18 protein-coding genes and 1 pseudogene are annotated in these 25,241 nt (G+C 62.0%); 16 read left to right on the top strand and 3 right to left on the bottom strand.

The window, feature by feature from the left end; translation table 11 throughout:
• Positions 1–2,864 (bottom strand): annotated as a pseudogene (locus tag AB4Z19_RS24695) (heme utilization protein); the annotation flags it as partial.
• A 720-nt stretch (positions 2,865–3,584) separates the two neighbouring features.
• Here AB4Z19_RS24695 and AB4Z19_RS24690 point away from each other — a divergent pair.
• The 10 genes from AB4Z19_RS24690 (at position 3,585) to AB4Z19_RS24645 (ending at position 10,744) form a co-directional block, all read left to right on the top strand.
• Positions 3,585–4,985, top strand: coding sequence for a DHA2 family efflux MFS transporter permease subunit (locus tag AB4Z19_RS24690; RefSeq protein ID WP_442036325.1), 1,401 nt, complete (start codon positions 3,585–3,587; stop codon positions 4,983–4,985).
• A 9-nt stretch (positions 4,986–4,994) separates the two neighbouring features.
• Positions 4,995–5,720: a substrate-binding periplasmic protein gene (locus tag AB4Z19_RS24685; protein WP_442027911.1), complete on the top strand. Its 726-nt coding sequence runs from the start codon at positions 4,995–4,997 to the stop codon at positions 5,718–5,720.
• Positions 5,721–5,765: 45 nt separating this feature from the next.
• Entirely contained in the window at positions 5,766–6,230 is a 465-nt protein-coding gene (locus AB4Z19_RS24680; protein ID WP_442027912.1) for a MarR family winged helix-turn-helix transcriptional regulator, read from the top strand.
• Positions 6,231–6,393: 163 nt separating this feature from the next.
• A complete protein-coding gene (locus AB4Z19_RS24675; RefSeq protein WP_442027913.1) occupies positions 6,394–6,669 on the top strand; it encodes a BufA1 family periplasmic bufferin-type metallophore in 276 nt (91 codons plus the stop codon).
• Positions 6,670–6,678: 9 nt separating this feature from the next.
• Positions 6,679–7,452 carry an alpha/beta hydrolase gene (locus AB4Z19_RS24670; RefSeq protein WP_442027914.1) on the top strand — a complete coding sequence of 258 codons (774 nt, stop codon included), beginning with the start codon at positions 6,679–6,681 and terminating at the stop codon, positions 7,450–7,452.
• A 25-nt stretch (positions 7,453–7,477) separates the two neighbouring features.
• On the top strand, positions 7,478–7,747 hold the full coding sequence (bufA2, locus tag AB4Z19_RS24665; RefSeq protein ID WP_442036323.1) for a BufA2 family periplasmic bufferin-type metallophore: 270 nt from the start codon (positions 7,478–7,480) through the stop codon (positions 7,745–7,747).
• Positions 7,748–7,831: 84 nt separating this feature from the next.
• Positions 7,832–8,662, top strand: coding sequence for an MNIO family bufferin maturase (bufB, locus tag AB4Z19_RS24660; RefSeq protein WP_442036321.1), 831 nt, complete (start codon positions 7,832–7,834; stop codon positions 8,660–8,662).
• A complete protein-coding gene (locus tag AB4Z19_RS24655; RefSeq protein ID WP_442026014.1) occupies positions 8,659–9,405 on the top strand; it encodes an HvfC/BufC family peptide modification chaperone in 747 nt (248 codons plus the stop codon). The genes bufB and AB4Z19_RS24655 overlap by 4 nt, the downstream gene beginning before the upstream one ends.
• A 9-nt stretch (positions 9,406–9,414) precedes the next feature.
• Positions 9,415–10,314, top strand: a complete 900-nt coding sequence (locus tag AB4Z19_RS24650) for an alpha/beta fold hydrolase (protein WP_442036319.1) — start codon at positions 9,415–9,417, stop codon at positions 10,312–10,314.
• A 19-nt stretch (positions 10,315–10,333) separates the two neighbouring features.
• Complete coding sequence (locus AB4Z19_RS24645; RefSeq protein ID WP_442026016.1) at positions 10,334–10,744, top strand: DoxX family protein; 411 nt, start codon at positions 10,334–10,336, stop codon at positions 10,742–10,744.
• Here the strand turns inward: AB4Z19_RS24645 and AB4Z19_RS24640 are convergent.
• A complete protein-coding gene (locus tag AB4Z19_RS24640) occupies positions 10,741–12,822 on the bottom strand; it encodes a tetratricopeptide repeat protein (protein WP_442036318.1) in 2,082 nt (693 codons plus the stop codon). The genes AB4Z19_RS24645 and AB4Z19_RS24640 overlap by 4 nt on opposite strands.
• A 210-nt stretch (positions 12,823–13,032) precedes the next feature.
• Between AB4Z19_RS24640 and AB4Z19_RS24635 the strand changes: the two genes are divergently transcribed.
• The 6 genes from AB4Z19_RS24635 to AB4Z19_RS24610 are packed head-to-tail and all read left to right on the top strand — an operon-like array spanning position 13,033 to position 22,516.
• A complete protein-coding gene (locus AB4Z19_RS24635; RefSeq protein WP_442026018.1) occupies positions 13,033–13,536 on the top strand; it encodes a gluconokinase in 504 nt (167 codons plus the stop codon).
• A gap of 38 nt (positions 13,537–13,574) precedes the next feature.
• Positions 13,575–16,529 carry a TonB-dependent receptor plug domain-containing protein gene (locus tag AB4Z19_RS24630; protein WP_442026019.1) on the top strand — a complete coding sequence of 985 codons (2,955 nt, stop codon included), beginning with the start codon at positions 13,575–13,577 and terminating at the stop codon, positions 16,527–16,529.
• Positions 16,530–16,553: 24 nt separating this feature from the next.
• Positions 16,554–17,861, top strand: a complete 1,308-nt coding sequence (locus AB4Z19_RS24625) for a gluconate:H+ symporter (RefSeq protein WP_442036333.1) — start codon at positions 16,554–16,556, stop codon at positions 17,859–17,861.
• 7 nt (positions 17,862–17,868) lie between these two features.
• A complete protein-coding gene (locus AB4Z19_RS24620) occupies positions 17,869–20,868 on the top strand; it encodes a glycosyl hydrolase family 28-related protein (protein ID WP_442025683.1) in 3,000 nt (999 codons plus the stop codon).
• Positions 20,849–21,748, top strand: a complete 900-nt coding sequence (locus tag AB4Z19_RS24615; protein ID WP_442025682.1) for an alpha/beta hydrolase — start codon at positions 20,849–20,851, stop codon at positions 21,746–21,748. Before AB4Z19_RS24620 ends, AB4Z19_RS24615 begins: the two co-directional genes overlap by 20 nt.
• A 9-nt stretch (positions 21,749–21,757) precedes the next feature.
• Entirely contained in the window at positions 21,758–22,516 is a 759-nt protein-coding gene (locus AB4Z19_RS24610) for a ThuA domain-containing protein (RefSeq protein ID WP_442025681.1), read from the top strand.
• Positions 22,517–22,547: 31 nt separating this feature from the next.
• Here the strand turns inward: AB4Z19_RS24610 and AB4Z19_RS24605 are convergent, their stop codons facing one another.
• A complete protein-coding gene (locus AB4Z19_RS24605) occupies positions 22,548–25,205 on the bottom strand; it encodes a polysaccharide deacetylase family protein (RefSeq protein WP_442025680.1) in 2,658 nt (885 codons plus the stop codon).
• Between the last annotated feature and the right edge of the window lie 36 nt (positions 25,206–25,241).

Here is a 25,241-nt window from a genome sequence, read left to right as displayed (position 1 = left end):
GCGATGTTGTTGGTGCTCAGCGCTGCAACCTGGGCGCTGGACAGCGCGCCAGCCTGGTTCGAGGTCAGGGCAACGATCTGGTCGGTGCTCAGGCCGGTCGCCATGGCAGCGGTGCCGAAGGCTGCTACCTGGTTGGTCGACAGCGCGCCAATCTGGTCAGTGGTCAGGCCTGGCAGCTGGTTCGACTTTAGGGAAGCGATTGCAGCGGTAGACAGGCCAACGATGTCCTGAGTTTCGATTGCGCCAACGGCATTCGACGACAGCGCGCCGATCTGCGCGGTGGACATCACAGCGAACTGGTTCGAGGTCAGTGCCACAACTGCGTCGGTCGACAGGCCGGAGATGCCGTTGGTGCTCAGGGCAGCGATCGAGCCGGTCGTCAGGTTCTTCACCTGGTCAGTGGTCAATGCCGACACCTGTGCGGAACCCAGAGCAGCGATGGTGCTGGTCTTGATGGCGTTCAGGTCTTGGGTTTGCAGAGCTGCGATGCCATCAGTGGTCAGCGCGCCAACTTGAGCGCTGCTCAGAACGTTGGCTTGTGCGGTGCTCAGAGCTACGACCTGGTCGGTGGTCAGTGCCTTCACCTGGTTGGTCGACAGGGCAGCAATCGACGAAGTCTTCAGGTTAGCGAAGTCCGCGGTTTCCAGGGCAGCAATGTTGTTGGTGCTCAGGGCGGCGACCTGGGCGCTGGACAGCGCGCCAGCCTGGTTCGAGGTCAGGGCAACGATCTGGTCGGTGCTCAGGCCGGTCGCCATGGCAGCGGTGCCGAAGGCGGCAACCTGGTTGGTCGACAGTGCGCCAATCTGGTCAGTGGTCAGGCCAACCAGCTGGTTCGACTTCAGTGCAGCAACTGCAGCGGTCGACAGGCCGGCGATGTCCTGGGTCTCGATAGCGGCGATGTCGTTCGACGACAGGGCGCCGATCTGGGCGGTGGACATCACAGCGAACTGGTTCGAAGTCAGGGCAACCACAGCGTCGGTCGACAGACCGGAGATGCCGTTGGTGCTCAGCGAAGCGATCGATGCGGTCGCCAGATTCTTCACCTGGTCGGTGGTCAGTGCAGCAACCTGTGCCGAACCCAGAGCAGCGATGGTGCTGGTCTTGATTGCGTTCAGGTCCTGGGTCTGCAGGGCAGCGATACCGTCGGTGGTCATTGCACCAACTTGAGAGCTGCTCAGCACGTTGGCTTGTGCGGTGCTCAGTGCAACCACCTGGTCGGTGGTCAGGGCCTTCATCTGACCGGTCGACAGAGCGGCGATGGATGCAGTCTTCAGGTTGGCGAAGTCAGCGGTTTCCAGAGCGGCGATGTTATTGGTGCTCAGAGCAGCAACCTGGGCGCTGGACAGTGCGCCAGCCTGGTTCGAGGTCAGGGCAACGATCTGGTCGGTGCTCAGGCCGGTCGCCATGGCGGCGGTGCCGAAGGCAGCAACCTGGTTGGTCGACAGTGCGCCGATCTGGTCGGTGGTCAGGCCAACCAGCTGGTTCGACTTCAGGGAAGCCACAGCGGCGGTAGTCAGGCCGGCGATGTCCTGGGTTTCGATCGCGCCGATGGCGTTCGAGGACAGGGCGCCAACTTGTGCGGTGTTCAGCACTGCGATTTGGTTCGAGGTCAGCGCCACGACAGAGTCGGTCGACAGGCCGGCAATACCGGCGGTGCTCAGCGAAGCGATCGATGCGGTAGCCAGGTTCTTCACCTGGTCGGTGGTCAGGGCAGCAACTTGTGCCGAGCCCAGAGCAGCAATGGTGCTGGTCTTGACGGCATTCAGGTCCTGGGTCTGCAGAGCGGCGATGCCATCAGTGGTCAGGGCAGCGAACTGGGAGCTGGACAGCACCGAAGCCTGCGAAGTGCTCAGTGCAACAACCTGGTCGGTGGTCAGTGCCTTCACCTGGTTGGTCGACAGAGCAGCAATTGCCGAAGTCTTCAGGTTAGCGAAGTCTGCGGTTTCCAGAGCAGCGATGTTGTTGGTGCTCAGAGCTGCAACCTGGGCGCTGGACAGCGCGCCAGCCTGGTTGGAAGTCAGCGCAACGATCTGGTCGGTGCTGAAGCCGGCAGACAGAGCAGCCGTGGTCAGCGCAGCAACCTGGTTGGTCGACAGGTTCGCAACCTGGGCAGTGCCGAGCGCTGCGATCTGGGCAGTCTTCAGGGCGACGACGGCGGCGGTGGACAGGCCTGCCAGGTCAGCAGTCTCAATCGCTGCGACCGAAGCGGTAGCCAGCGACGACACCTGCGCGGTATTCATTGCGGCGATCTGATTGGAGGACAGAGCAACAACCTGATCGGAGCTCAGTACGCTAGCCGAAGCGGTGGTCAGTGCGGCCACCTGCTGGGTGGTCAGGTTTGCGGTCTGGGCAGTGGTCAGTGCGGATACCTGGGCGGTTGCCAGGGCAGCGATAGCGGAGCTGCGCAGGGCGGCCAGGTCGGCGGTCTCTAGGGCGACGATGGCATCAGTAGTCAGGGCAACAACTTGCGCGGTGCTCAGCGCGTTGGCCTGGCTGGTGGTCAGGGCGACGATCTGATCGGTCGTCAGGGCCTTCACCTGGACGGTGGTCAGGCCGGCGAGCGAGGCAGTCTTGATGGCGGCGAAATCGCCGGTTTCCATCGCAGCCATGCTGGCGGTAGCGAAAGCACCAATTTGCGAGGAGGTCAAAGCGCCTACTTGATTCGAGGTCAGCGCAATCGTCTGGTCACTATTGAAGCCCAACGACAGCTGCTGCGTCGTGAACATAGGGATTTGCAGGGTCGTGAAGGCACCGACCTGATCGCTACTCAGCGCTGCAATGTCGTCAGTCCCGATGGTTGGGATCAGCGACGTCGACAAGGCCGCAATTGCGTCTGTGGTAAAGCCCGAAACGATGAGGCTCATTTGTATTTCTCCTAGAGGTACCGCTATGTGTTCTGTCCAGACAGCAAAACGAGCCAAGGGTCCGCTACCCATAGGCTCTTTCACCGTTTCGGCTTACGCCGATATCTAAATTTCTACCCTTGCCTAGCTCAGCAGGAAACCCTGCTTTTCATTCTTAACGTCAACAATTTTGTGAACTTTAGGTGGCTCAACATTGTTTACGCGTAAACTTGCTTGAACAAAATGCAAGTGACTTCAGATGACGCTGACGCCACGCTTGGGTACAAAGCGACCGTTTCAGTCGTTCCGTTAAGAAAATTTTTGCCCCAAATTTGTTGCGTCAAAACAACTAGTTCCTGAAAGCATCATTCAATCCGGCGCCCAGTATACCGAGTTTCATTGCTTCGCAGCATGAAAATTTAATGACATGTCGCCGGTCGGCAACTCGATTTTTTGACAAGTTTGTTTACTGCGTAACATCGCGCGTCAGAGTCATGGACGTGGCAAAATGGCGCTTCATCATCCAAACCGGTTCCGTTGCGGTGAACTTTTGATTTGTTAAATATTTCCTTGCGGAAATTACACGCAAAATTCGAATAGTTGCAGTGAAGAAGGAATCAAGGGAAGAGCATTGTCATGGACAGGTTGCGACGTTACTCCATGGCAAATTGACAAGTAGTTACTACCAGCGACGGGAGAAGGTATCGTGCTGATTGTTACATTCGCCGTGTCACTATATATATGACAGTCAACGAAGCCATCACCCGCCGTTTCCTCCCTTGGGTGGTTGCCACGGCCCTGTTTATGGAGCAGCTCGACTCCACCATTGTCAATACAGCAATCCCGAGCATGGCGCTCAGCCTGCATGTCACGCCGCTGAGCCTAAAAGCCGTGGTGACCAGCTACATCCTGAGCCTGGCGGTGGCGATTCCCGTCAGCGGCTGGATGGCGGACCGTTACGGCACCCGCCGCGTGTTCAAGACTGCGGTTGCCATCTTCACCTTCGCCTCCGTGCTGTGCGGCCTGGCGCTGAATTCGCCGATGCTGGTGGCGGCCCGCCTGCTGCAAGGCTTCGGGGCCGCCATGATGATGCCGGTCGGACGGCTGACCATCGTGCGCACCTATCCCAAGTCCGAACTGCTGACGGCCATGAACTTCGTCATCATCCCGGCGCTGATCGGTCCACTGCTGGGACCGACCGTGGGCGGCCTGATCGTGCACTGGATGTCGTGGCGCGAAATCTTCTTTATTAACGTGCCGGTCGGGTTGGCGGCCTGGTGGCTGGCCCACCGCTACATGCCTGACTATCGCGGCGAGTCGGCGCGGCCGCTGGACGTGCTGGGCCTGGTCCTGTTCGGCACCGGCATCGCCCTGCTGTCCTGGCTGCTGGAAGTGTTCGGCGAGCACCAGATCGGTCCGACCGAGTTCGGCGTGCTGTTCCTGCTCTCCTGCGCCCTGCTGGCGGCCTATGCCTACCACGCCCAGAACGAGCCGCATCCGCTGCTGAATCTGAAGCTGTTCCGGGTGCGCACCTTCCGCATCTCGGTGGTCGGCGGCATTTTCACGCGGCTGGGCGTGGGCGGTCTGCCCTTCCTGCTGCCCCTGCTGTACCAGCTTGGCCTGGGCTTTCCGGCCTGGAAATCCGGTCTGCTGATGATGCCGTCGGCGGCCGCGGCCATGGGCATGAAGGTGATCTCCGCCAAACTGCTGCGCCAGTTCGGCTACCGCCAGGTGCTGGTGGTGAACACGGTGCTGATCGGCGTGACCATCGCCATGTACGCCATGGTGAAGCCGGGCACGCCATGGTGGGCCATCGTTCCCATCAGCCTGTGCCAGGGCTTCTTCAACTCCCTGCAATTCTCCAGCATGAACAGCCTGGGCTATGCGGACGTGGAAGGCCAGGACTCCAGCATGGCCAGCACCATCGCCAGTTCCATGCAGCAGCTGTCGATGAGCTTTGGCTTGGCTTGCGGCTCGCTGATCACGGGCTGGTTCCTCGGCGGCCTGCCGCAATCGGACCAGGCGGCCCTGTCGTCCGCCCTGCACCATGCCTTTATCGCCTTGGCCGTACTGACTATTATTACTTCAGCCATTTTCTGGCGTTTGCGCGCAAACGACGGAGAGAGCATCAGCCGCGGCTAAAATACGCGCATGAAAAGACGACTGCTCCTCAGCCTGGTGTCCGCCCTTGCCGTTCTGCCAACGCTGGCTTTAGCCGCCCGGCCGCGCCGCCTGCACGTCGTCACCGCTGAGCTGCCGCCGCTGGTCATGGAAAAAGGCGGTGGCGCCCTACAGGAGATCATGGACGAGCTGTGCCGCCGCATGGATGTAATGCCATCCATGCAATTCTTTCCCTGGCGCCGAGCCATCTTTCTGGCCGCGACCATGCCGGAAACTGCGATCTTCCCCCTGACCCGCCAGCCCGACCGCGAAGACAAGTTCCGCTGGCTGGCGCCGCTGTATGAGGAACGCTACCTCTTCATGGCCCCGCGCGATGGCCATTTTGATCTGGATAATCCGGAAAACATGAAGGACCGCCGCATCGCCCTGCTGCGCGGCGCGGCCCAGGCCGCCATGCTGCATGAGATGGGCTTTAACAGGATTGTCGAATCGGCATCACTGGAAGAAGTGCACCGCTTCCTCACGGGCGGCATGGCCGATGCGGTGTTCGGCGAGGTTTCCATCATCAAGGCCTCGCTCAAGGAACGCGCCGGGGCGGTGGAATATCGCCTGAGTCAGCCCGTGCGCACTGCCACCGCCTGGCTGGCCGGCTCGCTCGATTTCAGCGATGCGGACGTGGAGCGCTTCCGCCAGACCATGTCCGCCATGCAGGCCGATGGCGCCACACGCCGCATTCTGGGCAAACACGAGCTGTGAAACATCGGCTTTGATTTAATCGGATTCGATATATATAATGAATCCATGAAAAAACCCGCCCATATCTCGCCTGACGACCCGGATGTCATGAAGCTGTCCGATTACCTGTGCTTTGCCGTATATTCGGCAAACTTGGCGTTCGGCAAGGCTTATAAACCCATCCTGGAAAAGCTGGGACTCACCTACACCCAGTACATCACCGTGATCGCCTTGTGGGAGCACGACAACCAGACCGTCAGCGGCCTGGGCGAAAAGCTCTTCCTCGAATCGAACACGCTCACGCCCATCCTGAAAAAGCTGGAGACCATGGGCTATGTGCGCCGCCAGCGCGACGCCGAAGACGAACGGCAGGTGCGCGTCACCCTGACCGAAGCGGGCTACCGCCTGCGCGAAGAAGCGCTTTCCATGAGCCAGGTCATCGAAACGGGCCTGCCGCCCGACGAATTCGCCAAGATCCAGTCCACCATCGCCACCCTGCGCGATACTCTCCTGAAATCCGTCCAGAAATAAAGCCGCCTTCAGGCGCGCCGCGGCGAAGCTGCCGCGGCTTTCGCTCGCCCATACAAATCGCATGCGTTTAAAGCGCATTCGATAATACTGATACAAACGGACACATGGGAGATACGAGCGCTTTGCAAACTGGCAGCACTTTTACACACGTTAGGAGAAATAAATGAAGACCTCCCAAGTTGCAGTCGCCGCCGCTCTGGCCTTCGCCGCCTTCGCTACCGGCGCCAACGCCGCCGACGCACCGAAGAAACCGATGGAAAAATGCTACGGCGTTTCCAAAGCCGGCCAGAACGACTGCGCCGCCGGTCCGGGCACTTCCTGCGCCTCCACCTCCACCAAGGATTACCAGGGCGACGCCTGGACCCTGGTCGACAAGGGCACCTGCACCACCATCAAGACGCCAAAAGGCTTCGGTTCCCTGACCCCGATCAAGCGCTAAGGACCCGTCATGCAGAAACTGAGCAAAATCGCCGCGGCTGCCGCCGTGCTGCTGGCCAGCGCCAGCGCCATGGCTGCCACCCCAGCCCTGCCGACCCCGTCAGGCGCCAAGAACATCATCATCGTTCACGACGCCTTCGTTGACGGCTCCGGCTGGCGCGTGGTGCACGACATCCTGTACTGGAAGGGCTACCACGTCAGCGTGGTGCAGCCGACCTTGCACTCGCTGCAGGAAGACGCCACCCTGGTGGACAAGCAGATCTTCGCCGCCGACGGTCCCGCCATCCTGGTCGGCCACGGCTACGGCGGCAACGTGATCACCGCGGCCGGCAAGGTCGGCAAGATCAAGGGCCTGGTCTACGTCGCGGGTTATGCACCGGACGTCGCGGAAAGCGCCAATCAGCTGGCCAACTCGATTCCACCTGAAGTGGACAACCTGAAGTCCACCTTCGATGGCTTCATCTACTACAACCCCGCCAATTTCGGCCGCGACTACGCGGGCGACCTGGCGGAGAACCGCACCAATTTCATGGCGGTGTCCCAGCAATTTGCGACCATCGCTGCCCTCGGCGGCCAGTCGCGCACCGTCGCATGGCGCGGCATTCCGAGCTACGGCATCGTGGCCACCGAAGACCGCACCATCAATCCCGACCTGCAGCGCTGGATGTACCAGCGTGCCGGAAGCAAGGTCACCGAAGTGAAAGCCAGCCACGCGATCTATATCTCGCAAGCTGAAGCCGTCGCCAAAGTGATCGAAGAGGCCGCAGTGGCCGCAACGAAGTAAGCCTTATATTTACAGGAGAAACACCATGATCAAATCCATCCAAGCTGCCAGCCTGGCCACCGCCGCTGCCCTGATCGCACTGGCATCCGTCGCATCCACCCCAGCCTATGCTGCCTCCGCACAGAAAGAACAGCCGGGCCGCTGCTACGGCGTGAACACCTGCAAGGGCACCAGCCTGTGCGCCACCGCCCACCACGATTGCAAAGGCCTGAACGACTGCAAAGGCCAGGGCGTTGTGGTCAAGACTCCGACCGAGTGCAAGGCACTGGGCGGCACCCTGACCGAACCGAAGTAAACCGACCGCAAAGGCTAGTGGCAGGCACGGTGTGCCTGCCACTTGGGTCAACGGTTCTGAATTTTCGAACGAATGAGGTCAGCGATGTCCAAATCTTTACCCAGCATGGCGGGCTACGGCCTGGGCCTGCGCAAGGAACACTACCGGGATTTCCTGGAAACCGACGTCCCAGTCGATTTTGTGGAAGTCATTTCCGAGAACTTCATGGTGGCCGGCGGCCAGCCGCGCCATATCCTGCGCCAGATCCGCGAACGCTATCCGGTGGCGCTGCATGGCGTATCGATGTCGATCGGCTCGGCCGATGGCTTGCGCATCGATTACCTGGCGCGTCTGAAGACGCTGGTGGAGGAGATCCAGCCCGTGATCGTGTCGGATCATCTGAGCTGGTCGCGCTTCCAGGGATTCAACTCGCACGACCTGCTGCCGCTGCCCTACACCGAGGAAGCGCTGGACATCGTCTGCAACAACATCGACGTGGCGCAGAACACCCTGGGCCGCGCCATGCTGTTCGAGAATCCATCCAGCTATCTGTCTTTCGAAAACGCGGACATGACGGAATGGGAATTCCTGGCCGAGATGAGCAAGCGCACCGGCTGCGGCTTGCTGCTGGACGTGAACAATGTGTTTGTCAGCGCCAGCAACCATGGCTTCGACGCCCAGGCTTTCCTGCGCGGCATGCCATCCGAGCGCGTGCGCCAGATGCACCTGGCCGGGCACACGCAAGGCAACGGCCTGCTGATCGACACGCACGACCAGCCGGTTCCCGATGGCGTGTGGGACTTGTATTCCGAGGCCGCCGCCCGCTTCCCCTACGCCGCGACCATGATCGAGCGCGACGACAACATCCCGCCGCTGAGCGAATTGCTGGCCGAGCTGGATATCGCCCGCCAGCACGGCATCAAGGAGGCCGCATGAAACTCGAAGAATTGCAGAACGGCTTCCGCTCCTGGCTGACGACCGCATCCGATGATGCCGCCGCCACGCTGGGCGGCGCCCACCAGCCCGGCCTCGCCGTCTACCAGAACAACTATCGCGCACAGCTGGTCAACTCGCTGGGCGCCACCTATCCGCAGGTACGCAGCTGGATGGGTGAAGACAATTTCATGCACGCTGCTGTGAAACACATCGACAATCATCCGCCCCACTCCTGGACCCTGGACGCTTACGCCGACGAATTCGGCGAAACCCTGCGCGACATTTTCCCGCGCAATCCCGACCTGCACGAACTGGCATGGATCGAACACGCGCTGAGCACAGCGTTTGTCGCCGGCGACGCACAGCCCGTACCTGCAGCCGATCTGGCCTCCGTGGACTGGGAAAGTGCACAGCTGCGTTTCACGCCCACGCTGCAGACAGCGCCAGCCACGACCAACGCATCCGACATCTGGTGGGCGATGCAGGAAGGCGAACAGCATCCCGAAGGCAGCATGCTGGAAGAGCCGAAAGGCCACGTGGCGTGGCGCCGCGGTTATGTGTCCTGCCTGCGCACCGTCAGCCAGATCGAGCTGGACGCCATCGCGCAGGTGCAGGCCAACGGCAGCTTTTCCGGTCTGTGCGACTTCCTGGTCGAGCAGCTGGGCGAAAGCGAAGGCGTCGCTACTGCGGGCGGCCTGCTGGCTGACTGGGTTGGCAGCGAACTGATTACCGGTATTGAATAAGGAATTCCCATGACCACCCTCACCCGCCGCGGCTTCCTGTTGGCCGCTTCCGCAGGACTGGCAACGCTCGCGCTGCCCAGCTTCGCGGCGCCAAAGTCCTTACCCCGCCTGATCATCAAGCAGGCCGGCTCGGAGACCATCAGTTTCGGTTACCACTCGGCTGGCCCTGAAGAGGGCAGGCCGGTGGTCCTTCTTCACGACTTCGCGTACGACATCCACAGCTATGCCGAAGTCTCGCAAATCCTCGCCGCGCAAGGCTTTCGCGTGATCGTGCCTTATCTGCGCGGCCACGGCACCACGCGCTTCATCGACCGCAGCTTGGCCCATTCCGGCGAACCGGCGGCACTCGGCAGCGATGTCATCGCCCTGCTCAATGTGCTGGATACGCCGGAAGCCGTCATCGGCGGTTTCGGTTGGGGTGCTCGCGCCGCCCGTGCTTATGCGGCGCTGAAGCCAAGCCGTTGCGTGGGTCTGGTCGCCGTCGACGGCTTCACCGCAGCGCCTGCATTGGCGCGCAGCGGCGCAGCACGCCGCAATGCAGCACACCAGCTCTGGCAGACCAACTCGCCCGCCTGGCATTTCGACGAAGCGCTATTCGCCCGCTCCGCGAAAGCGTTCGACAATCCCGACTTCGCAGCAGTCATCGACCATGCCTACCGCTACCAGCGCGGCGAAGCGGCCGGCCTGCCGCAATACGAAGCCGATGAACAGAAACTGGCGGCCAGTGCCGCCATCGCAAAACCGCTCATCACGCTGCAGGGCAGCGCCAGCGGCATTCCGCCAGTCGGTGAGGCCGGCGCGGACCACCGCCGCATCGAAGGCGCGGGCCACAACATCCCGCTGGAAGCACCACAAGCATTTGCCAACGCCATTACGGAACTGGTCCGCAACGGCAAGTGGCGCACCTGATCAAAGAAAAGGAAAAAACATGAACGCATTGTCACGCTTTTTGCCGCAATCACTGCAACTGCTGGTCGCACGTATCGGCATCGCCTCGATCTTCTTCCTGTCCGGCCGCACCAAGGTGCAGGGCTGGCTGACGCTGAAGCCTTCCACCTATGACCTGTTCCAGACTGAATACGCGTTGCCGCTGCTGCCGCCGGATTTGGCGGCACACCTGGCCACGTATGCGGAACACTTGTTCCCGATTCTGCTGGTGCTTGGCTTGCTGACCCGCTCCGCCGCTCTGGGCCTGCTGGGCATGACGGCGGTCATCGAGATCTTCGTGTATCCGGATGCATGGCCGACTCACCTGAGCTGGGCAGGACTGCTGCTGCCGCTGATCGCTTACGGCGGCGGTTCCTTCTCGCTGGACAATCTATTGCAGCGCCGCCGTTAAGAATCGCTGGCAGGCAGGCGGTGCATGATTTCTGCCGCCGCATTTTCCCGCTTGGTGGCGCGGTACAGCGCCGCCAGCGCATCTGCATTCTCGCGCGTAGCTGGATGGCTGGGCAGCACACGCAAGCGGATCTCAAAAGCCCGCAGCAGCAAAGGCTCCGCCTGCGCCATCTTGCCTTCGCGGTACAGCAGCATCCCCTGCTCATACAGCACCAGCGCGGTCTGGCTGTTGTCCTTGCCGAAGCGTTGTTCGATCAGCGGCTGCGCGCGGTCCAAAGCCTTGCGCGCATCGGCAAAGCGACCCTGTATGCGGTAAAGGCGCCCAAGATTGACAAGGCTGAAGCTCAATTCCGGATGCGTTAGCCCCAGCAATTGCTCGCGCATGCTGAGCGACAGCTTCAGCGCCTTTTCCGCTTCCTCGTATCGTCCCATGCGCGTGTACATCTCGCCGAAATTGCTCCAGCCCGTGGCAATCGCATGGTGCACCGGGCCGAGCGCTTTCTCCTTCAGGGCCAGCGAGCGGCGGTACATGGTTTCCGCTTCTGCAAATTGTCCCAGTTCGGCAAGGCAGGCCGCATAGTCGTTCTGCGTGTCCGCCAGCTGCGGCGAATCCGTACCCAGACCGGCTTCCATGGTGGCCAGGGCCTCAGCAAAGAGCGGACGAGCCGCTTCATTCTTGCCTTCGCGGTAGAGAAGCTGTGCCAGGATTGCCCTGGTACGCGCCACCAGCGGATCGCGTTTCCCCAACTGCTGCTCGCGGATATCCAGTGCTTCGCGCCGGTCGCTTTCGGACTGCGCGAACTGGTCGCGCACCGAGTACAGCGTCGCCAGGCTGGCCAGGCTTTCGGCGACCGCCAGATCGCGCGGGCCTCCTTTCGCCTTGCGCAGGCGCAGCGACAGCTTGTACGCTTCTTCCGCCTGATCGAATGCGCCGCGGTTGAGACGCGCATCGCCCACGCTGTCGAGCACTTTGCCCAGCTTGCCCGCCAGCTCCAGCGCATCTTCATCGCGCTGTTCGGCCGCCGGCGCCGCCCATTGGCCGGCCTTCATCAAATCATCCTCGCCGGGCTGCTTGCCCAGATAGGTCATGGCCAGCGACATCTGCGCATCGGCGTTGCCGCGCTGCGCCGCTTTTTCATACCAGTGGCGCGCTTCGCCGATATCAGCCGGCATACCGCGCCCCTCACGCAAGGCGTCGCCGTAATTCAGCATGGCCGCGATGCTGCCCAGATCGGCCGCCTTGCGCAGCCACCTGGCGCCCTCCGCCGGATCGGCATCGACGCCGCGGCCAAAGGAGTACATCAGCCCCACATTGCGCAAGCCATGCACATTATTCTGCTCTGCCGCCTTGCGATACCAGGCGAGTGCCTGCGACAGCTCCTGGGAGACACCCTTGCCGTGTTCGTAGAAAAATCCCAGCTCTACCTGGGCATCGCCGATACCCGCATCCGCCGCCATGCGCATCAGGCGCGCCGCTTCCTCCATATTTTCGGGGACGCCTACGCCATATTCATTGCACAGCGCCAGCCCATACGTACCCAGACGCTCACCGCGCTGCGCTGCGCGTTCAAACCATTCCACGGCAGCCCTGCCGTTGCGCGCCAGCCCGTCGCCGTTGTAATGACGCCAGGCCAGAGCCACCATGGCCTGTGGCGATCCGGCTGCGGCTGCAGCGCGCTGATAGCCGACGGATTTGTCCGGGTCTTTCGGCACGATGCTGCCGCTGGCATACGACTCGCCCAGCCAGAACAAGGCGTCCACGCTGCCATTGTGCGCCGCCAGCTCATACCAACGCATCGCTTCGGCAGGATCGGCCACGCCCATTTTCCCCAGTTCGTACATCAGGCCGAGACGGAATTGCGCATCCGGACTGCCGCTATTTGCCGCGTCGCGCCACAGGGCGAAGGCTTTCACGAAGTCGTTCTCGCGCCATGCTTTCCAGGCGGCGGCATCTTCAGCGGCGCCGGGATCGGGCGAACGGATAATTGGGCCGGCCGCCTGATGGCTGGATTCGGGCACGCTGGCGCCGGCCCCGGACAGGGCGGCAAGGAGAGCAACTGCTGATAGGGACTGGCGCATATGGCTCGATTTTGACCGAGCCGTATCCCAAACACAACAGCTAAGCAACTGATATCGCTACCAAATTGAGTGGCTTTTCCCTCTGAAGTCAGCTCCACGCGATCCAGAGTTTCCGTTGTGCACAAAAGAAAAAGCTTTACAAATTTTCACAAGGCTCTAGACTTTGTTCAAATGGTAGCGCTACCTAATGCACTGAAAAATGGAGAGCGTATGGAGAAAACAAAAGCCCCCCGCTGGGTCGTGATGGGCGTCAGCGGATGCGGCAAGAGCACGATCGGTACAGCGCTGGCGCAAGCCAATGGTGTGCCGTTCATTGAGGGGGATGCCTATCACCCGGCAGCCAATGTGGCCAAAATGTCGGCAGGCGTGCCGTTGACCGACGAAGACCGGGCCGACTGGCTGTATGCGCTGGCGCGCGAGATCCGCAAAGCGTATGACAGCGGCGCGGGCCTGGTCGTTTCATGTTCGGCCCTGAAGCGGCGCTACCGCGACCTGCTGCGCCAGGCCGATCCGGATCTGCGTTTCGCCCACCTGAAGGGCGACCGCGCCCTGATCGCACAACGGATGCAGGCCCGTGTGGGCCATTACATGCCGCCCTCTCTGCTGGACAGCCAGTTGCGCGATCTGGAGCCGCTGCAAGATGACGAATCAGGAATCACCCTTGATATCACCGAACCGCCTGAGGAGCTGATAAAGCGCATCAAGCAGGTTTAACAAGCATTGCAAGCCATACAAAAAACACGGAGACAACAATGCATACACCAGCACAGAGAACCTTGATTCACCTCGCCGTCGCCAGCGCCTGCTGCATGATGGCGATTCCCGGCTACGCACAGCAAGTGTCAACGGAAGCCCCAAAAGCGGATGAAGCCGCAACAACCGAGGCCGCACCGGTCACCCAGGTTGTTCAGGTTTCCGGCTCGCGCATTGCGGCGCGCGGCTTCACCCAGCCCACGCCGACCACCAGCCTTGGCGCGGCCGATCTGGAAAAAGCGGCCCAGCCCAACCTGTTCGACACGATTGCCGAACTGCCGGCACTGCAAGGCAGCACCGGCCGCACCACCAGCACCAACAGCACCAGCAGCGGCATCCAGGGCCTGAGCTCCCTGAGTCTGCGCGGTCTCGGTCCCATCCGCACCCTGACCCTGCTGGACGGCCAGCGCGTGGTCGGCGCCAACGTGACCGGTGTGACGGACGTCAGCCAGTTCCCGCAGCTGCTGATCAAGCGCGTGGACGTGGTGACGGGCGGTGCATCCGCTTCCTACGGCTCGGACGCGATCAGCGGTGTGGTCAACTTCGTCACAGACAAGAAGTTCGAAGGCTTCAAGGCCAATGTCGAAGGCGGCGTGACCACCTACGGCGACGACAAGAACGGCACGCTGCAGGCGGCATGGGGCAGAGGCTTCATGGACGACAAGCTGCACGTCAGCGTCAGCGGCGAATACATGAAGGAGAACGGCATCGATTCGCCCGGCTTCGGCGAAGTCGGCCCGAACGGCCGTACCTGGTACAAGAACCCGGCCTTCCAGATTCGTCCCCTGGCGCAAACCACTGACGGCAAGCCGCAGTACCAATTCATCGAGCACGCGCAGCAGTACCAGTATTCCAAGTACGGCCTGATTACCAGCGGCCCGCTGCAGGGCACTGCATTTGGCGCCGGCGGCGTGCCTTACCAGTTCCAATACGGTTCGGGCGGCGTACCGACCGGCACCGGCGGCGTCACCAACTGTATCAATCCCTTCTGCGTCGGCGGTGACCTGAGCGGCAGCGTGGGCGCCGGCACCAACCTGGCGATGGACCTGAAGCGCCGCGTGGCCTATACCCGCGTTTCCTACGACCTCGATCCGGACAACGAGATCTACTTCACCGCCAACTACGGTGCCGTGAACTCGCAGTTCTCGCCGAATCCAGGCGCAGCCAAGAACGCCAACCTGACCATCCAGTGCGATAACCCCTTCCTGCCGGCGTCCATCAGGGCAGCCTGCGCGGCCAACAACATCACCAGCTTCCAGTACGGCACGGCCAACGCGATCTTCCCGAACAATATCAATGTTCACCCGACGCGTACCCAGCACCGCTACGTGGTTGGTGCGGACGGCAAGTTCAAGCTGTTCGGCAAGGAATGGTCGTATGACGCCTATGGTGAACACGGCACCAACACCACCGATATCCAGGTTCACGACATCACGCTGAACGCGCGCTACAACGCCGCCATCGACGCAGTACGCGCCGCCGACGGCTCCATCGTCTGCCGCAGTGCGGCCGCGGTGGCATCCGGCTGCAAACCGCTGAACATCATCGGCAACAACCCGGCCGATCCTGCGGCAATGGCGTATATCGAACCGGCCAACGGCCCGTTCCAGCACACCACCCAAAGCCAGAACGTCGCCAGCTTCAATATCAACGGCGAACCATTCGAGTCCTGGGCTGGTCCGATCGCGCTGGCAACCGGCGCAGAATACCGCCGTGAAGCTTACCGCGTGGTTGGCGACCCTTACGGTGCGGGCGTCAGCGCGGATTCGCCGAATTCGGCCAACTTCCCTGCTGACCCGCTGCTGAATTCCACCGTCGGCAATAACTGGTACGCCGGTAACTACCACAACGGCTCCGGCGCCTACCACGTGAAGGAAGCGTATCTGGAGCTCAACGTGCCGATCCTGAAGTCGGCGGCGTGGGGCGAGGCCAACCTGAACCTGGCGGATCGCCACACCTACTACAGCACTTCCGGCCACGTCGAAAGCTGGAAGATCGGCGCCAACTGGAAGACCGGCATCGACGGCCTGCGCTTCCGCGCCGTCACGTCGAAGGACGTGCGCGCCCCCAACCTGAGCGAGCTGTATGCCGCGCCGGTGGTGGTGAACAACGTCGTGCAATACCAGGGCAACACGATCACCATTCAGCAGCGCACGGTCGGCAACACCAATCTGCGTCCGGAACTGGCCCGCAACACCGTGTTCGGCGTGGTCATGACCCAGCCTGGCTGGGCGCCAGGGTTCAGCGCTTCCATCGACTACTTTGACATCAAGGTGCGCGAAGTGATTTCCGCCCTGACGACGCAGCAGGAAGTCGATCTGTGCGTGGCGGGCAATAAGGAAATCTGCTCCGCCATGGTGCTCAATCAGCCTGGCAGCAATTATGTGACACTGCAAGCCTTCAACCTGGCTTCGCTACGCAACAAGGGCTTCGACATCGAAGCGTCCTACCAGAGCAAACTGGATCGCTTCGGCCTGCCGGGCCGCGTGATCCTGCGCGGCCTGGCGACCCGCACCCTGAGCTTCCTGACCGATTCCGGCGTGGTGGGCACCATTCCGACGCAAGGAGCAGGCGTCAATCTGGGCGGTACGCCGAAATGGAAACTGCTGGCGCAGCAGACCTGGGAAAACGATAAGCTCAGCCTGACCCTGAGCGAGCGCTGGTTCAGCGATGGCGTGTACAACAACGAGTACATCGAGTGCCAGACCAACTGCCCGGTATCGACCATCATCCACCCGACCATCTACGACAACAAGATGAAGGGCGCGACCTATGTCGACCTGGGCGGCAGCTACAAGTTCTCCAAGCAGCTGATGGCCTACTTCAAGATCGACAATATCGCGGACAAAGATCCTGAACCGGCACCGCAGGCCAACGCCAGCTTCGGCATCAACCCGACGCTGTACGATGTCCTGGGCCGCACCTACCGCTTCGGTCTGCGCTATAGCTACTAAGCGGAGGACATAGCCGTGTTGGCGATGTTGTCCGTGCTGGCGGCGGTCGTGCTGTTGACCGTCCTCATTGCCTGGGGACGGGTGCAGCCGCTGATCGCCTTCGTGGTGGCGGCGCTGGTGGCGGGCCTGCTGCTTGGCCTGCCGCTGCAAAAGATCCCCGGCGCGATCGAAAAGGGGATCGGCGATCTGCTCGGCTCTCTGATCGTGATCGTCTGCCTCGGCGCCGTCTTCGGCAAGCTGATTGCCGACAGCGGCGCCGCACAGCGCATCGCCACCTCGCTGATCGGAGGGCTCGGCCCCTCGCGCATGCCGGTGGCGCTGACGATCACCGGCTTCGTGGTCGGTATTCCGCTGTACTACAACGTGGGCTTCGTGCTGCTGGTCCCGTTGATTTTCTCCCTGGTCTATCAATCCGGGCGGCCCGCCGTGGCGCTGGCCGTGCCGCTGCTGGCCGGCCTCTCCATCGCGCACGGCTTCCTGCCGCCACATCCTTCGCCCACGGCGCTGGTGGCGCAATTCCATGCCGATATGGGCAGGACATTGCTATACGGCCTTGCCGTGGCGGTGCCTACGCTGATCATTGCCGGTCCGGTGTTCGCCATGTCGCTGCGCCGCATCCGCGCCGAACCGGCCCAGATGTTCCGCAACGAGCTGCGTGCCGAGGCTGAACTGCCCGGAACCGTCAACAGCTTTGCGACTGCGCTGCTGCCCGTGGTTCTGCTGGCTGGTGCGACGCTACTGGCGATGTCCAATGCCGCCGATGGTCCGCTGCTGGCTTTCCTGTCCAATCCTCTGGTCGTGATGCTGGTGTCCTATGGCGTGGCAGTGATCACGCTGGGTGCCGGCCGCGGCCAGGCACTACCTGAAGTCATGAAAGGGGCGCAGGAGGCGTTGCGCGATATCGCGCCCATCCTGCTGATCATTGCGGGCGCGGGCGCCCTGAAGCAGGTGCTGGTGGATTCGGGCGTCAGCACCCAGCTGGGCGAGCAGCTGGCGCGCCTGCCCGTGCCGCCGCTGGTGCTCGGCTGGACCGTCGCTACGCTGATCCGCATCTGCCTCGGCTCCGCGACGGTGGCAGGCGTGACGGCGGCGGGCATCGTCGGCCCGCTGGTACAAAGTTCCGGTGTCGATCCCAGCCTGATGATCCTCGCCATCGGCGCAGGAAGCCTGATGTGCAGCCATGTGAACGATTCCGGCTTCTGGATGTTCAAGGAATATTTCGGCTTGTCGCTCAAGGATACTTTCCGCTCCTGGACGCTGATGGAAACCCTGGTCGGCGTCTTCGGCCTGATTTTTGTGATGCTCTTGTCGCTGCTGGTCAGCAAAGGATAAAGCACTGATGAACAGACTCGCACTCGCGCTGCTGGCCGCAGCCGCGCATCTCCCCGCATTTGCCTCCACTTCCGCCTTCCTGACCAAGCCGGACGATCCCCGCGCCGCCACCGTGCAGGCCAAGGGCGATGGCAAGGCTGACGATACCGACGCCATTCAGCAGGCCATCAACAGCGTTGCGAACGGCGGCCAGGGTGGCGTCGTCTTCCTGCCCTCCGGCCACTACCGCATCACGCGCAGCATCCTGATTCCGCTGGCTGTCCGCGTGTATGGTGTCGGCCCGACGCGGCCCGTATTCGTGCTGGCGCCGAATACGCCCGGCTTCCAGAAAGGCGTCTCGACGATGGTGGTCTTCACCGGCGGCGACCAGTACACGGTCGGCAAAGTGCCGATGCCGGTGCCGAGTGCCGTACCGTTCAGCGAGAACGTGCGCGACGCGAACTCGTCGACCTTCTATTCCGCGCTGTCGAATGTGGACTTCGACATCGGCGCCGGCAATCCCGCTGCCGCAGCAGTGCGCCAGCGCACCGCCCAGCATTCGAATCTGAGCCACATCGATTTTCACATCGGCTCCGGCATCGCCGGCATCTACAACGTCGGCAATGTCGGCTACGATCTGCGCTTCTACGGTGGCCGTTACGGCATCCTGAGCGAAAAGACTTCCCCGGCCTGGCAGTACACACTGATGGACGCCACCTTCGACGGCCAGCGCGAGGCCGCCATCCGAGAGCACGAGGCGGGGCTTACCCTCGCCAATGTCGATATCCGCAATACGCCCGTCGGCGTGGAAATCGACCGTGGCTACGGCGACTGGCTGTGGGGGCGGGATGTGCGCTTCGAAAACGTGTCGAAATCCGCGCTCATCATCAGCAATGAGGACAATGTCTATACCCAGGTTGGCTTCGAGCGCGCCATCGCGCATAACGTGCCGACCTGGGCGCGTTTCCGCGACAGCGGCAAATCGCTGGCAGGCGCCAGCCGCGCTTATCAGGTCAGCGAATTCAATTACGGCATGAAGCTATTCGAACTGGGAACGCCAGGCAAGTTTGAAACCACGTTCAAGACAGCCGGAGCGCCCGATAAATCGGCGGCCGCGCGTGTCATGCGCGCACTGCCGCCGAGCACGCAGTGGGCCAATGCACGCAGCTTTGGCGCAGCAGGCGACGGCGCGACCGACGACACCGCCGCCCTGCAGAAAGCCATCGACAGCAGCCGCGTTGTCTATCTGCCGCAAGGCTTCTACGTCGTCAGCGACACTATCCGCATGAAGCCGGATACGGTGCTGATCGGCCTCCACCCCGGCCTGACCCAGCTCGCGCTGCCGAACGGGTCACCGAAATTCCAGGGCGTGGATGGGCCGAAAGCCTTGCTGGAAAGCGCGAAAGGCGGCGATGCCATTGTCTCCGGCATCGGCCTGGCCACAGGTGAAGTCAACCAGCGCGCGGTGGCCCTGCTGTGGCGCGCCGGCCAGCAATCTCTGGTGGATGATGTGCGTATTCAGGGCGGCCATGGCACACGCCTGTACGACGGTTCGCGCAGCGATCCGTACAAGAAGACCGCCAACTGGGATACGACCTGGTTCTGGGACCGCCAATATCCCAGCGTGTGGGTAACGGACGGCGGTGGCGGCACCTTCACCGGCATCTGGTCGCCAAGCGGCTATGCACAGGCAGGCTTCTACGTCTCCAACACGAAAACACCGGGCCGCGTGTATGAGCTCTCGGCTGAACACCATATCCGCGCCGAGATTGTGCTGGATGGCGTGGAGAACTGGGAATTCCATGCGCCGCAGACGGAAGAGGAAGTCCGCGACGGCATGGACTCCGTTTCGTTCGAAATCCGCAATTCGCGCAATCTGTTGATCGCGAACTACCATGGCTACCGCGTCACGCGTTCGATCAAGCCCGCACCTGCTGCTGTGAAGATCACGAATTCCAGCGACATCCGCTTCCGCAATGTGCACGTGAATGGCGAAAGCGGCTTTGCCACCTGCGACGACAACGGCTGCGCCACCTACCTGCGCGCCACCAAGTATCCCTACGAAAATGCGATTGTCGACGTCAGCAACAAGATCGAAGTGCGTGAACGCGAGTTCGCAGTGCTCGATTACACCGGCAAACAGAAAGCCGCCCCGGCGCCGCTGGGCAAGGCCGACAAGCTGGAAGAAGGCTTCTATTCCATCGCCGGCGCAGCGGTCGATGCGGCAGGCAAGCTGTATTTCGTGGACCGCCATTTCAAACGCATCTACAGCTGGTCGAAGAATGAAGGTCTGGCTGTCGTACGTGATGCGCCGCTTGATCCTGTGAATCTGGCGATCGACAGCAGCGGCAATGTGATGGTGCTGTCCTCCTACGGCCCGGAAGCGACGGTCTACAGCTTCAAGCCGGGCATGCCAGGCACCGACGTGACTGTGATCAAGCCTACATCCGTGGCGCAGCGTACGGCAGCGCGTGTGGCGATTCCAGTCAATTTCTGGAACAACGGCGAATTCAAGGACCAGCTTAATCCGGACACCTACCAGTTCACCACCCTGGCCGAAATGTTTGCGCGTGACGTCGCCGTGCCGAAAGCGCGCGAATACGTTTCGCCCGACGGCAGCCTGGTACTGCCCGCCTTCCGCGTGCTGCGCCAGGGACCTGCCGACCATCTCGGCTACCGCTGGTCCGACACGCTGGACACTCACGGCTTCGTGTCCGCACGTGCCGGTGAGCGCGTGGTCTTCACCAACGGTTCCGAAAACCGCACCTTCAGCGGCCTGCTTGGCCCAGGCGGCGCCGTGACGGACCTGAAGCCTGTCGCCAATCGCGGCGGCGAAAGCGCTGCTGTCGACGGCGCAGGCAATGTCTATGTCGCCAACGGCCAGGTCTTCGTCTATGACGCCGACGGCAAAGAGACTGGCCGTGTCGACGTACCGGAGCGTCCTCTGCAACTGATTTTTGGCGGCGCCGACAAGCGCACCTTATTCATTCTTACTCACCATGCCCTGTATGCGACTCACATCAATTAAACAGGCGGCAGCAGTAGTCCTGTTGCTGGCCAGCGCCGCCGCGATGGCGCAGCAATCTGCACCACCGTCATTCCAGCTCTGGCCCAACGGCGCACCGGGCTCCGAAAAGCGCCACGGCGAACCGGAAACGGTCAAGGACACTTACGTCAGCAATATCCATGATCCATCGCTGACCGTGCAGCGTGCCGATGCGCGCCACGCCAACGGCGCAGCGGTGATTGTGGTGCCGGGCGGAGGCCATCGCATGCTGGTCTGGATCAATGAGGGCATGCTGGCCGCGAAAAACCTGAACCGCATCGGCGTAACGGCCTTCGTGCTGAAATACCGCCTGGCACGCGACCAGGGTTCCAGCTACCGCATCGATGGCGACGCCGCTTCCGATCTGCGCCGCGCCGTGCGCTGGGTTCGCGCGCACGCAGCCGAATACGGCGTCGATCCACAGCGCGTGGGCATCATGGGCTTCTCCGCCGGCGGCGAGCTGGTTTCGCTTGTCGCCGACAATCCTGAAACCGCTCCGCCTCATCGCGACGCCATCGACCAGCAGAACGGCCGTCCGGACTTCCAGGTGCTGGTTTACCCTGGTCCGCTCGGTGTTCCAGCCAAATCGGTGAACGGCGCGCCGCCCGCCTTCCTCATCGCTGGTTCGCAGGACAAGTGCTGCATGCCGCCCGCGCTGGGTCTCTATCAGCAGCTGATAAATGCTGGCGTGTCGGCTGAACTCCACCTGTATGCCGATACCGACCATGCCTTCAACGTCGGCCAGCGCGGCGAACGCGTCTCATTGCAGCATTGGCCCGACCGCCTGTCCGACTGGCTGAGCGATGGCGGCTGGCTGGTCCCGCGCGGCAATCGACCGGTCGAAGGCGTGCCTGCACCGTAAGGAGAAAAGATGAAACGAGCACTGATCTTCGCAGCGGCCATGGCCTCGGCCTCCAGCAGCCATGCCGACAACCAGTTCAAACTGCTGGTGCTGGCCATTCCCAACAAGTACCACTATGAATACATTCCCATCGCGCGGGACAGTTTCGAAAAGCTGGGCAAGCTGCACTCCTTCGACTTCACCTGGACCAATAAACCGGAAGTCTTCGAGCAGGATCTGAAGCAGTACGCGGCCGTGGTCTTCCTCAACACGCCCGGCGAGGAACTGAATCCGGCGCAGCGCATCAGGTTCGAGGAATACATGCGCAACGGCGGCAATGCGGTCGTCGTGCACCGCGCCCTGATCACGCCGCCAAATGGGTGGGTGTGGTACGAGAAAATGGTGGGCCGCTCGTTCAAGACCCATCCCATGCTGCAAACCGGCGTCGTCACGGTCGAAGACAAGAAATTCCCCGCCACCTACGGCATTCCCGAGCGCTGGATCTGGAGCGACGAATGGTATGAAACCACCAATCCCTACCAGGTCACGATTCATCCGGTACTGAATGTCGATGAGTCAAGCTACGACCCGACCAAAATCTGGCCGGGCCAGGTAGCCACCGGCATGGGCAGGGATCATCCCGTCAGCTGGTACCACCAGTTCGAGAAAGGCCGCGTTTTTGTGACCGCGCTGGGCCACAACGGCGAAATGTACCGCGACCCGCAGTATCTGACCCACCTTCTGGGCGGCATCTACTGGGCTGCGACCGGCAAGGGCCAGAAGCCGTAACGGGAAAGGGCCGCGAATGCCGTGGCCCCGATCAGCCCAGTTTCTTCAGCTGCTCACGCGCATAGGCGGCGCTCGGATGATTCGGCGCCAGCTCCAGGAAACTGGTATAGGCCTTGCGGGCCTTTTCGGCATCGCCCTGGCGCTGGCGCGCGTCGCCCAGGTTCAGGTAAGCGATGGCGCGCGAGGCATCCATTTGCAGGGTGTTCTCGAACCAGCGCGCGGCTTCCGCGTACTTCTCCTGCTTGTAATACACGAAGCCCAGATTATTGGCGGCCAGGCCGAAGTCTGGACGGTATTTCAGCGCTTCTGTAAAGGCTTCCTCCGCCTGCGCATATTGCTTCTCCTTGTACAGCTGCAGGCCGCGGTCGTTGGCGCGCTGCGCCAGCTGGCGGGTTGGCGCGTCCACCGGCTTAGGCGCCGACAGCTTTTGCTCTCCGCCCTGCAGGGTCTTCACCACCACCACGTTGCCGTCTGCCTGGCTGGCACGGCCCGCATCGAGCTTGTTATTCAATGCGATCGCTTCTGGCGGCAGCTGCTTGCTGCCTTCGCTCAGGAATTCCGCTTCGGCCGGCAGCTGGAACACAAATTCGCCGCCTTCCGAGCCGGGCAGGCTGCCGAAGGCCGGAGTCTGCTGCGACACACTGGCCACGGCAGGCGCCACATAGGCCGCGAGCTCCGTTGCGGTAATCATGCCGTCGCCATTCAGGTCCGCCTTACCGTTCAAGGCCTGCAGCAGGGTCCAGGTGAAGACCGAGTGGCCGTTCGGACCACCGTCCGCCACCATCTGGTCGGCGCCGCCGGCGGTCAGCATCTGGCGGCCGATGCGGCGCGCGTTATCGCGCAGGAAAGCGGCCGTACCGCCGCCGCGCGTCAGTCCCAGGCCGCTGTAGCAGGCGTCCATCACGAACAGCAGGTGCTTGGCATTCAGGCTTTCCGCGATATTCTGCAGGTCGGTCATCGGAATCGCGTCGACGCTGATTTGCTGCGGATCGGAATCGAAAGGCACGATGTAGCCCAGGCTGCGGCCGGAGCTGAGCTGCCGCGTGGCGCCGTGCCCGGCAAAAAAGACGAACACACGGTCGTCCTTCTTCAGATTCGCCTCGGCCAGCTTGTCGTGGAACAGCGCCAGGATATTGTTGCGCGTAGCCTCGCCATCCGTCAGCGTGAACACGCGGGAATTGTCGAAGCCGAAGCGGCTGACCAGGGTATCGCGGATGGATTTTGCATCCTGCACCGCATACTGCAGCTTGGGCCATTTCTGGTAGTGGTTGATGCCGATGACGACCGCGTAGCTGTTGGCGTACCCGGTGCTGACGGCCACCTTGTCCGGCTCCGGTTTGCCTGCCTTGGTGACGGTGAAGTCGTTGCCATCCCAGGTGGCGAAGCTGTAGCCGTCGGCGATCAGCTTGTCCAGCACCAGCGGCAGCGTCTTTACCGTGCGCTCGTGGATGTCGTGGAACAGAATGATGCCGCGCTGTTCTTTCTCCAGTGAGGACAGCACGCGGCTGGCAATCGAGTTCGGCACCGGATCGGCCCAGTCCAGCGAATCGATATTCCACATCACCGAGCGCAGGCCCAGCTTGTGCAGCACCTCCAGTCCCTCCGCATTGTGCGCACCATAAGGGAAGCGGAACAGGGCCGAGCGGCGCGGATCGACCGCCTTCAGCAACTGATCCGCATTGGCGATTTCGCCGTACAGCTCATCGCCTTTTTCCTTCGACAGCAAAGCGTGGCTGTAGCTATGGTTGCCGACCACATAGCCGGCGTCCAGCAGGCGGCGGCTGGCGGCCGCGTACTTGCCCACGGTTTCCCTGCCCTTCTCGTCGATCTGGCCGAGGTTCTTGCCCACTTCGAAGAAGATGCCGGGCACGCCATACTGCTTGAGAATGGCCGCCACTTCGTCGGTGTAGGTCGCATGCGGACCGTCATCGAAGGTCAGCACCACGGTCTTCGGCGGCAGTGATTTACCGAAGATTTCCTTGTTCGCGTCTTCAGGCTTGACCGGATACGGAACGATAACGCCGTAATCCTTCATGATGCGCTCGCGGTCGAACAGCTTCTTCAGATGCGCCACATAATCATCCCAGCGCTCGCGCTTCGGCACGATGGCGCGCTGGTCGAAGCGGGCAAAGACGCCGCTCAATTCCTTGTCGTACTGGTGTTCGATATCCTCCAGCGCCGCCAGGTCTTCGCTGATGCGCTTGTGCAGCTTGATGCCGGGCAGGGTCTGATTGGCTGCGGCCAGCTTCTGCATTTCCACCAGCACCTCACGGAAGACCAGGCGGTCGGCGTCGAACAGGTCCGGCGCAGACTCCACATACGACAGCAAGATCTCATACGCGGCATCGCGCTGGGCCGCGGGCAATGCCTGCAGCCGCGCCAGCAGATCGCGCGCCTTGGCAAAGCGCTCGATATTTTCATGGAACAGCGACTGGCCCACCTGCTCCGCTGCCTTGCGGTCCGCATCCGACAGTGCTTTTTCGTCCGCCAGCAGCACAATGACCTTGCGGTAGCTCGCCAGGATGCTCTGAAGTTCCGCCATCAATGGTGCCTGGGCGTTGCCGGAATCCGCAACGGCTGCCGCAGCCGGGGCGCTCGTGGGGCTCGGCCGGGACTTCAGGATTACTGCCGCCGACGCCGCAGCGGCCACCACGACCGCGCCAATCACCAGAGGTTTGGAAAGCTTCATGTTTTAGCAGAAAATGGAGGACCAGCCATTCTATGC

The sequence above is a fragment of the Pseudoduganella sp. RAF19 genome (genome assembly GCF_052114165.1).
Taxonomy (GTDB): domain Bacteria; phylum Pseudomonadota; class Gammaproteobacteria; order Burkholderiales; family Burkholderiaceae_D; genus Rugamonas.
Note: the sequence above shows the minus strand (reverse complement) of the source record. Positions and strands in the feature narration are given on the sequence as shown.

Excerpts from the sequence above, each read along its gene's own strand:
- AB4Z19_RS24635 (WP_442026018.1), top strand. The coding sequence starts at position 13,033 with ATGGAGAAAACAAAAGCCCCCCGCTGGGTCGTGATGGGCGTCAGCGGA.
- bufA2 (WP_442036323.1), top strand. The coding sequence starts at position 7,478 with ATGATCAAATCCATCCAAGCTGCCAGCCTGGCCACCGCCGCTGCCCTG.
- AB4Z19_RS24655 (WP_442026014.1), top strand. The coding sequence starts at position 8,659 with ATGAAACTCGAAGAATTGCAGAACGGCTTCCGCTCCTGGCTGACGACC.
- AB4Z19_RS24630 (WP_442026019.1), top strand. The coding sequence starts at position 13,575 with ATGCATACACCAGCACAGAGAACCTTGATTCACCTCGCCGTCGCCAGC.
- AB4Z19_RS24680 (WP_442027912.1), top strand. The coding sequence starts at position 5,766 with ATGAAAAAACCCGCCCATATCTCGCCTGACGACCCGGATGTCATGAAG.
- AB4Z19_RS24650 (WP_442036319.1), top strand. The coding sequence starts at position 9,415 with ATGACCACCCTCACCCGCCGCGGCTTCCTGTTGGCCGCTTCCGCAGGA.
- AB4Z19_RS24620 (WP_442025683.1), top strand. The coding sequence starts at position 17,869 with ATGAACAGACTCGCACTCGCGCTGCTGGCCGCAGCCGCGCATCTCCCC.
- AB4Z19_RS24625 (WP_442036333.1), top strand. The coding sequence starts at position 16,554 with ATGTTGTCCGTGCTGGCGGCGGTCGTGCTGTTGACCGTCCTCATTGCC.
- bufB (WP_442036321.1), top strand. The coding sequence starts at position 7,832 with ATGTCCAAATCTTTACCCAGCATGGCGGGCTACGGCCTGGGCCTGCGC.
- AB4Z19_RS24615 (WP_442025682.1), top strand. The coding sequence starts at position 20,849 with ATGCGACTCACATCAATTAAACAGGCGGCAGCAGTAGTCCTGTTGCTG.
- AB4Z19_RS24605 (WP_442025680.1), bottom strand. The coding sequence starts at position 25,205 with ATGAAGCTTTCCAAACCTCTGGTGATTGGCGCGGTCGTGGTGGCCGCT.
- AB4Z19_RS24690 (WP_442036325.1), top strand. The coding sequence starts at position 3,585 with ATGACAGTCAACGAAGCCATCACCCGCCGTTTCCTCCCTTGGGTGGTT.
- AB4Z19_RS24670 (WP_442027914.1), top strand. The coding sequence starts at position 6,679 with ATGCAGAAACTGAGCAAAATCGCCGCGGCTGCCGCCGTGCTGCTGGCC.
- AB4Z19_RS24675 (WP_442027913.1), top strand. The coding sequence starts at position 6,394 with ATGAAGACCTCCCAAGTTGCAGTCGCCGCCGCTCTGGCCTTCGCCGCC.
- AB4Z19_RS24640 (WP_442036318.1), bottom strand. The coding sequence starts at position 12,822 with ATGCGCCAGTCCCTATCAGCAGTTGCTCTCCTTGCCGCCCTGTCCGGG.
- AB4Z19_RS24645 (WP_442026016.1), top strand. The coding sequence starts at position 10,334 with ATGAACGCATTGTCACGCTTTTTGCCGCAATCACTGCAACTGCTGGTC.
- AB4Z19_RS24610 (WP_442025681.1), top strand. The coding sequence starts at position 21,758 with ATGAAACGAGCACTGATCTTCGCAGCGGCCATGGCCTCGGCCTCCAGC.
- AB4Z19_RS24685 (WP_442027911.1), top strand. The coding sequence starts at position 4,995 with ATGAAAAGACGACTGCTCCTCAGCCTGGTGTCCGCCCTTGCCGTTCTG.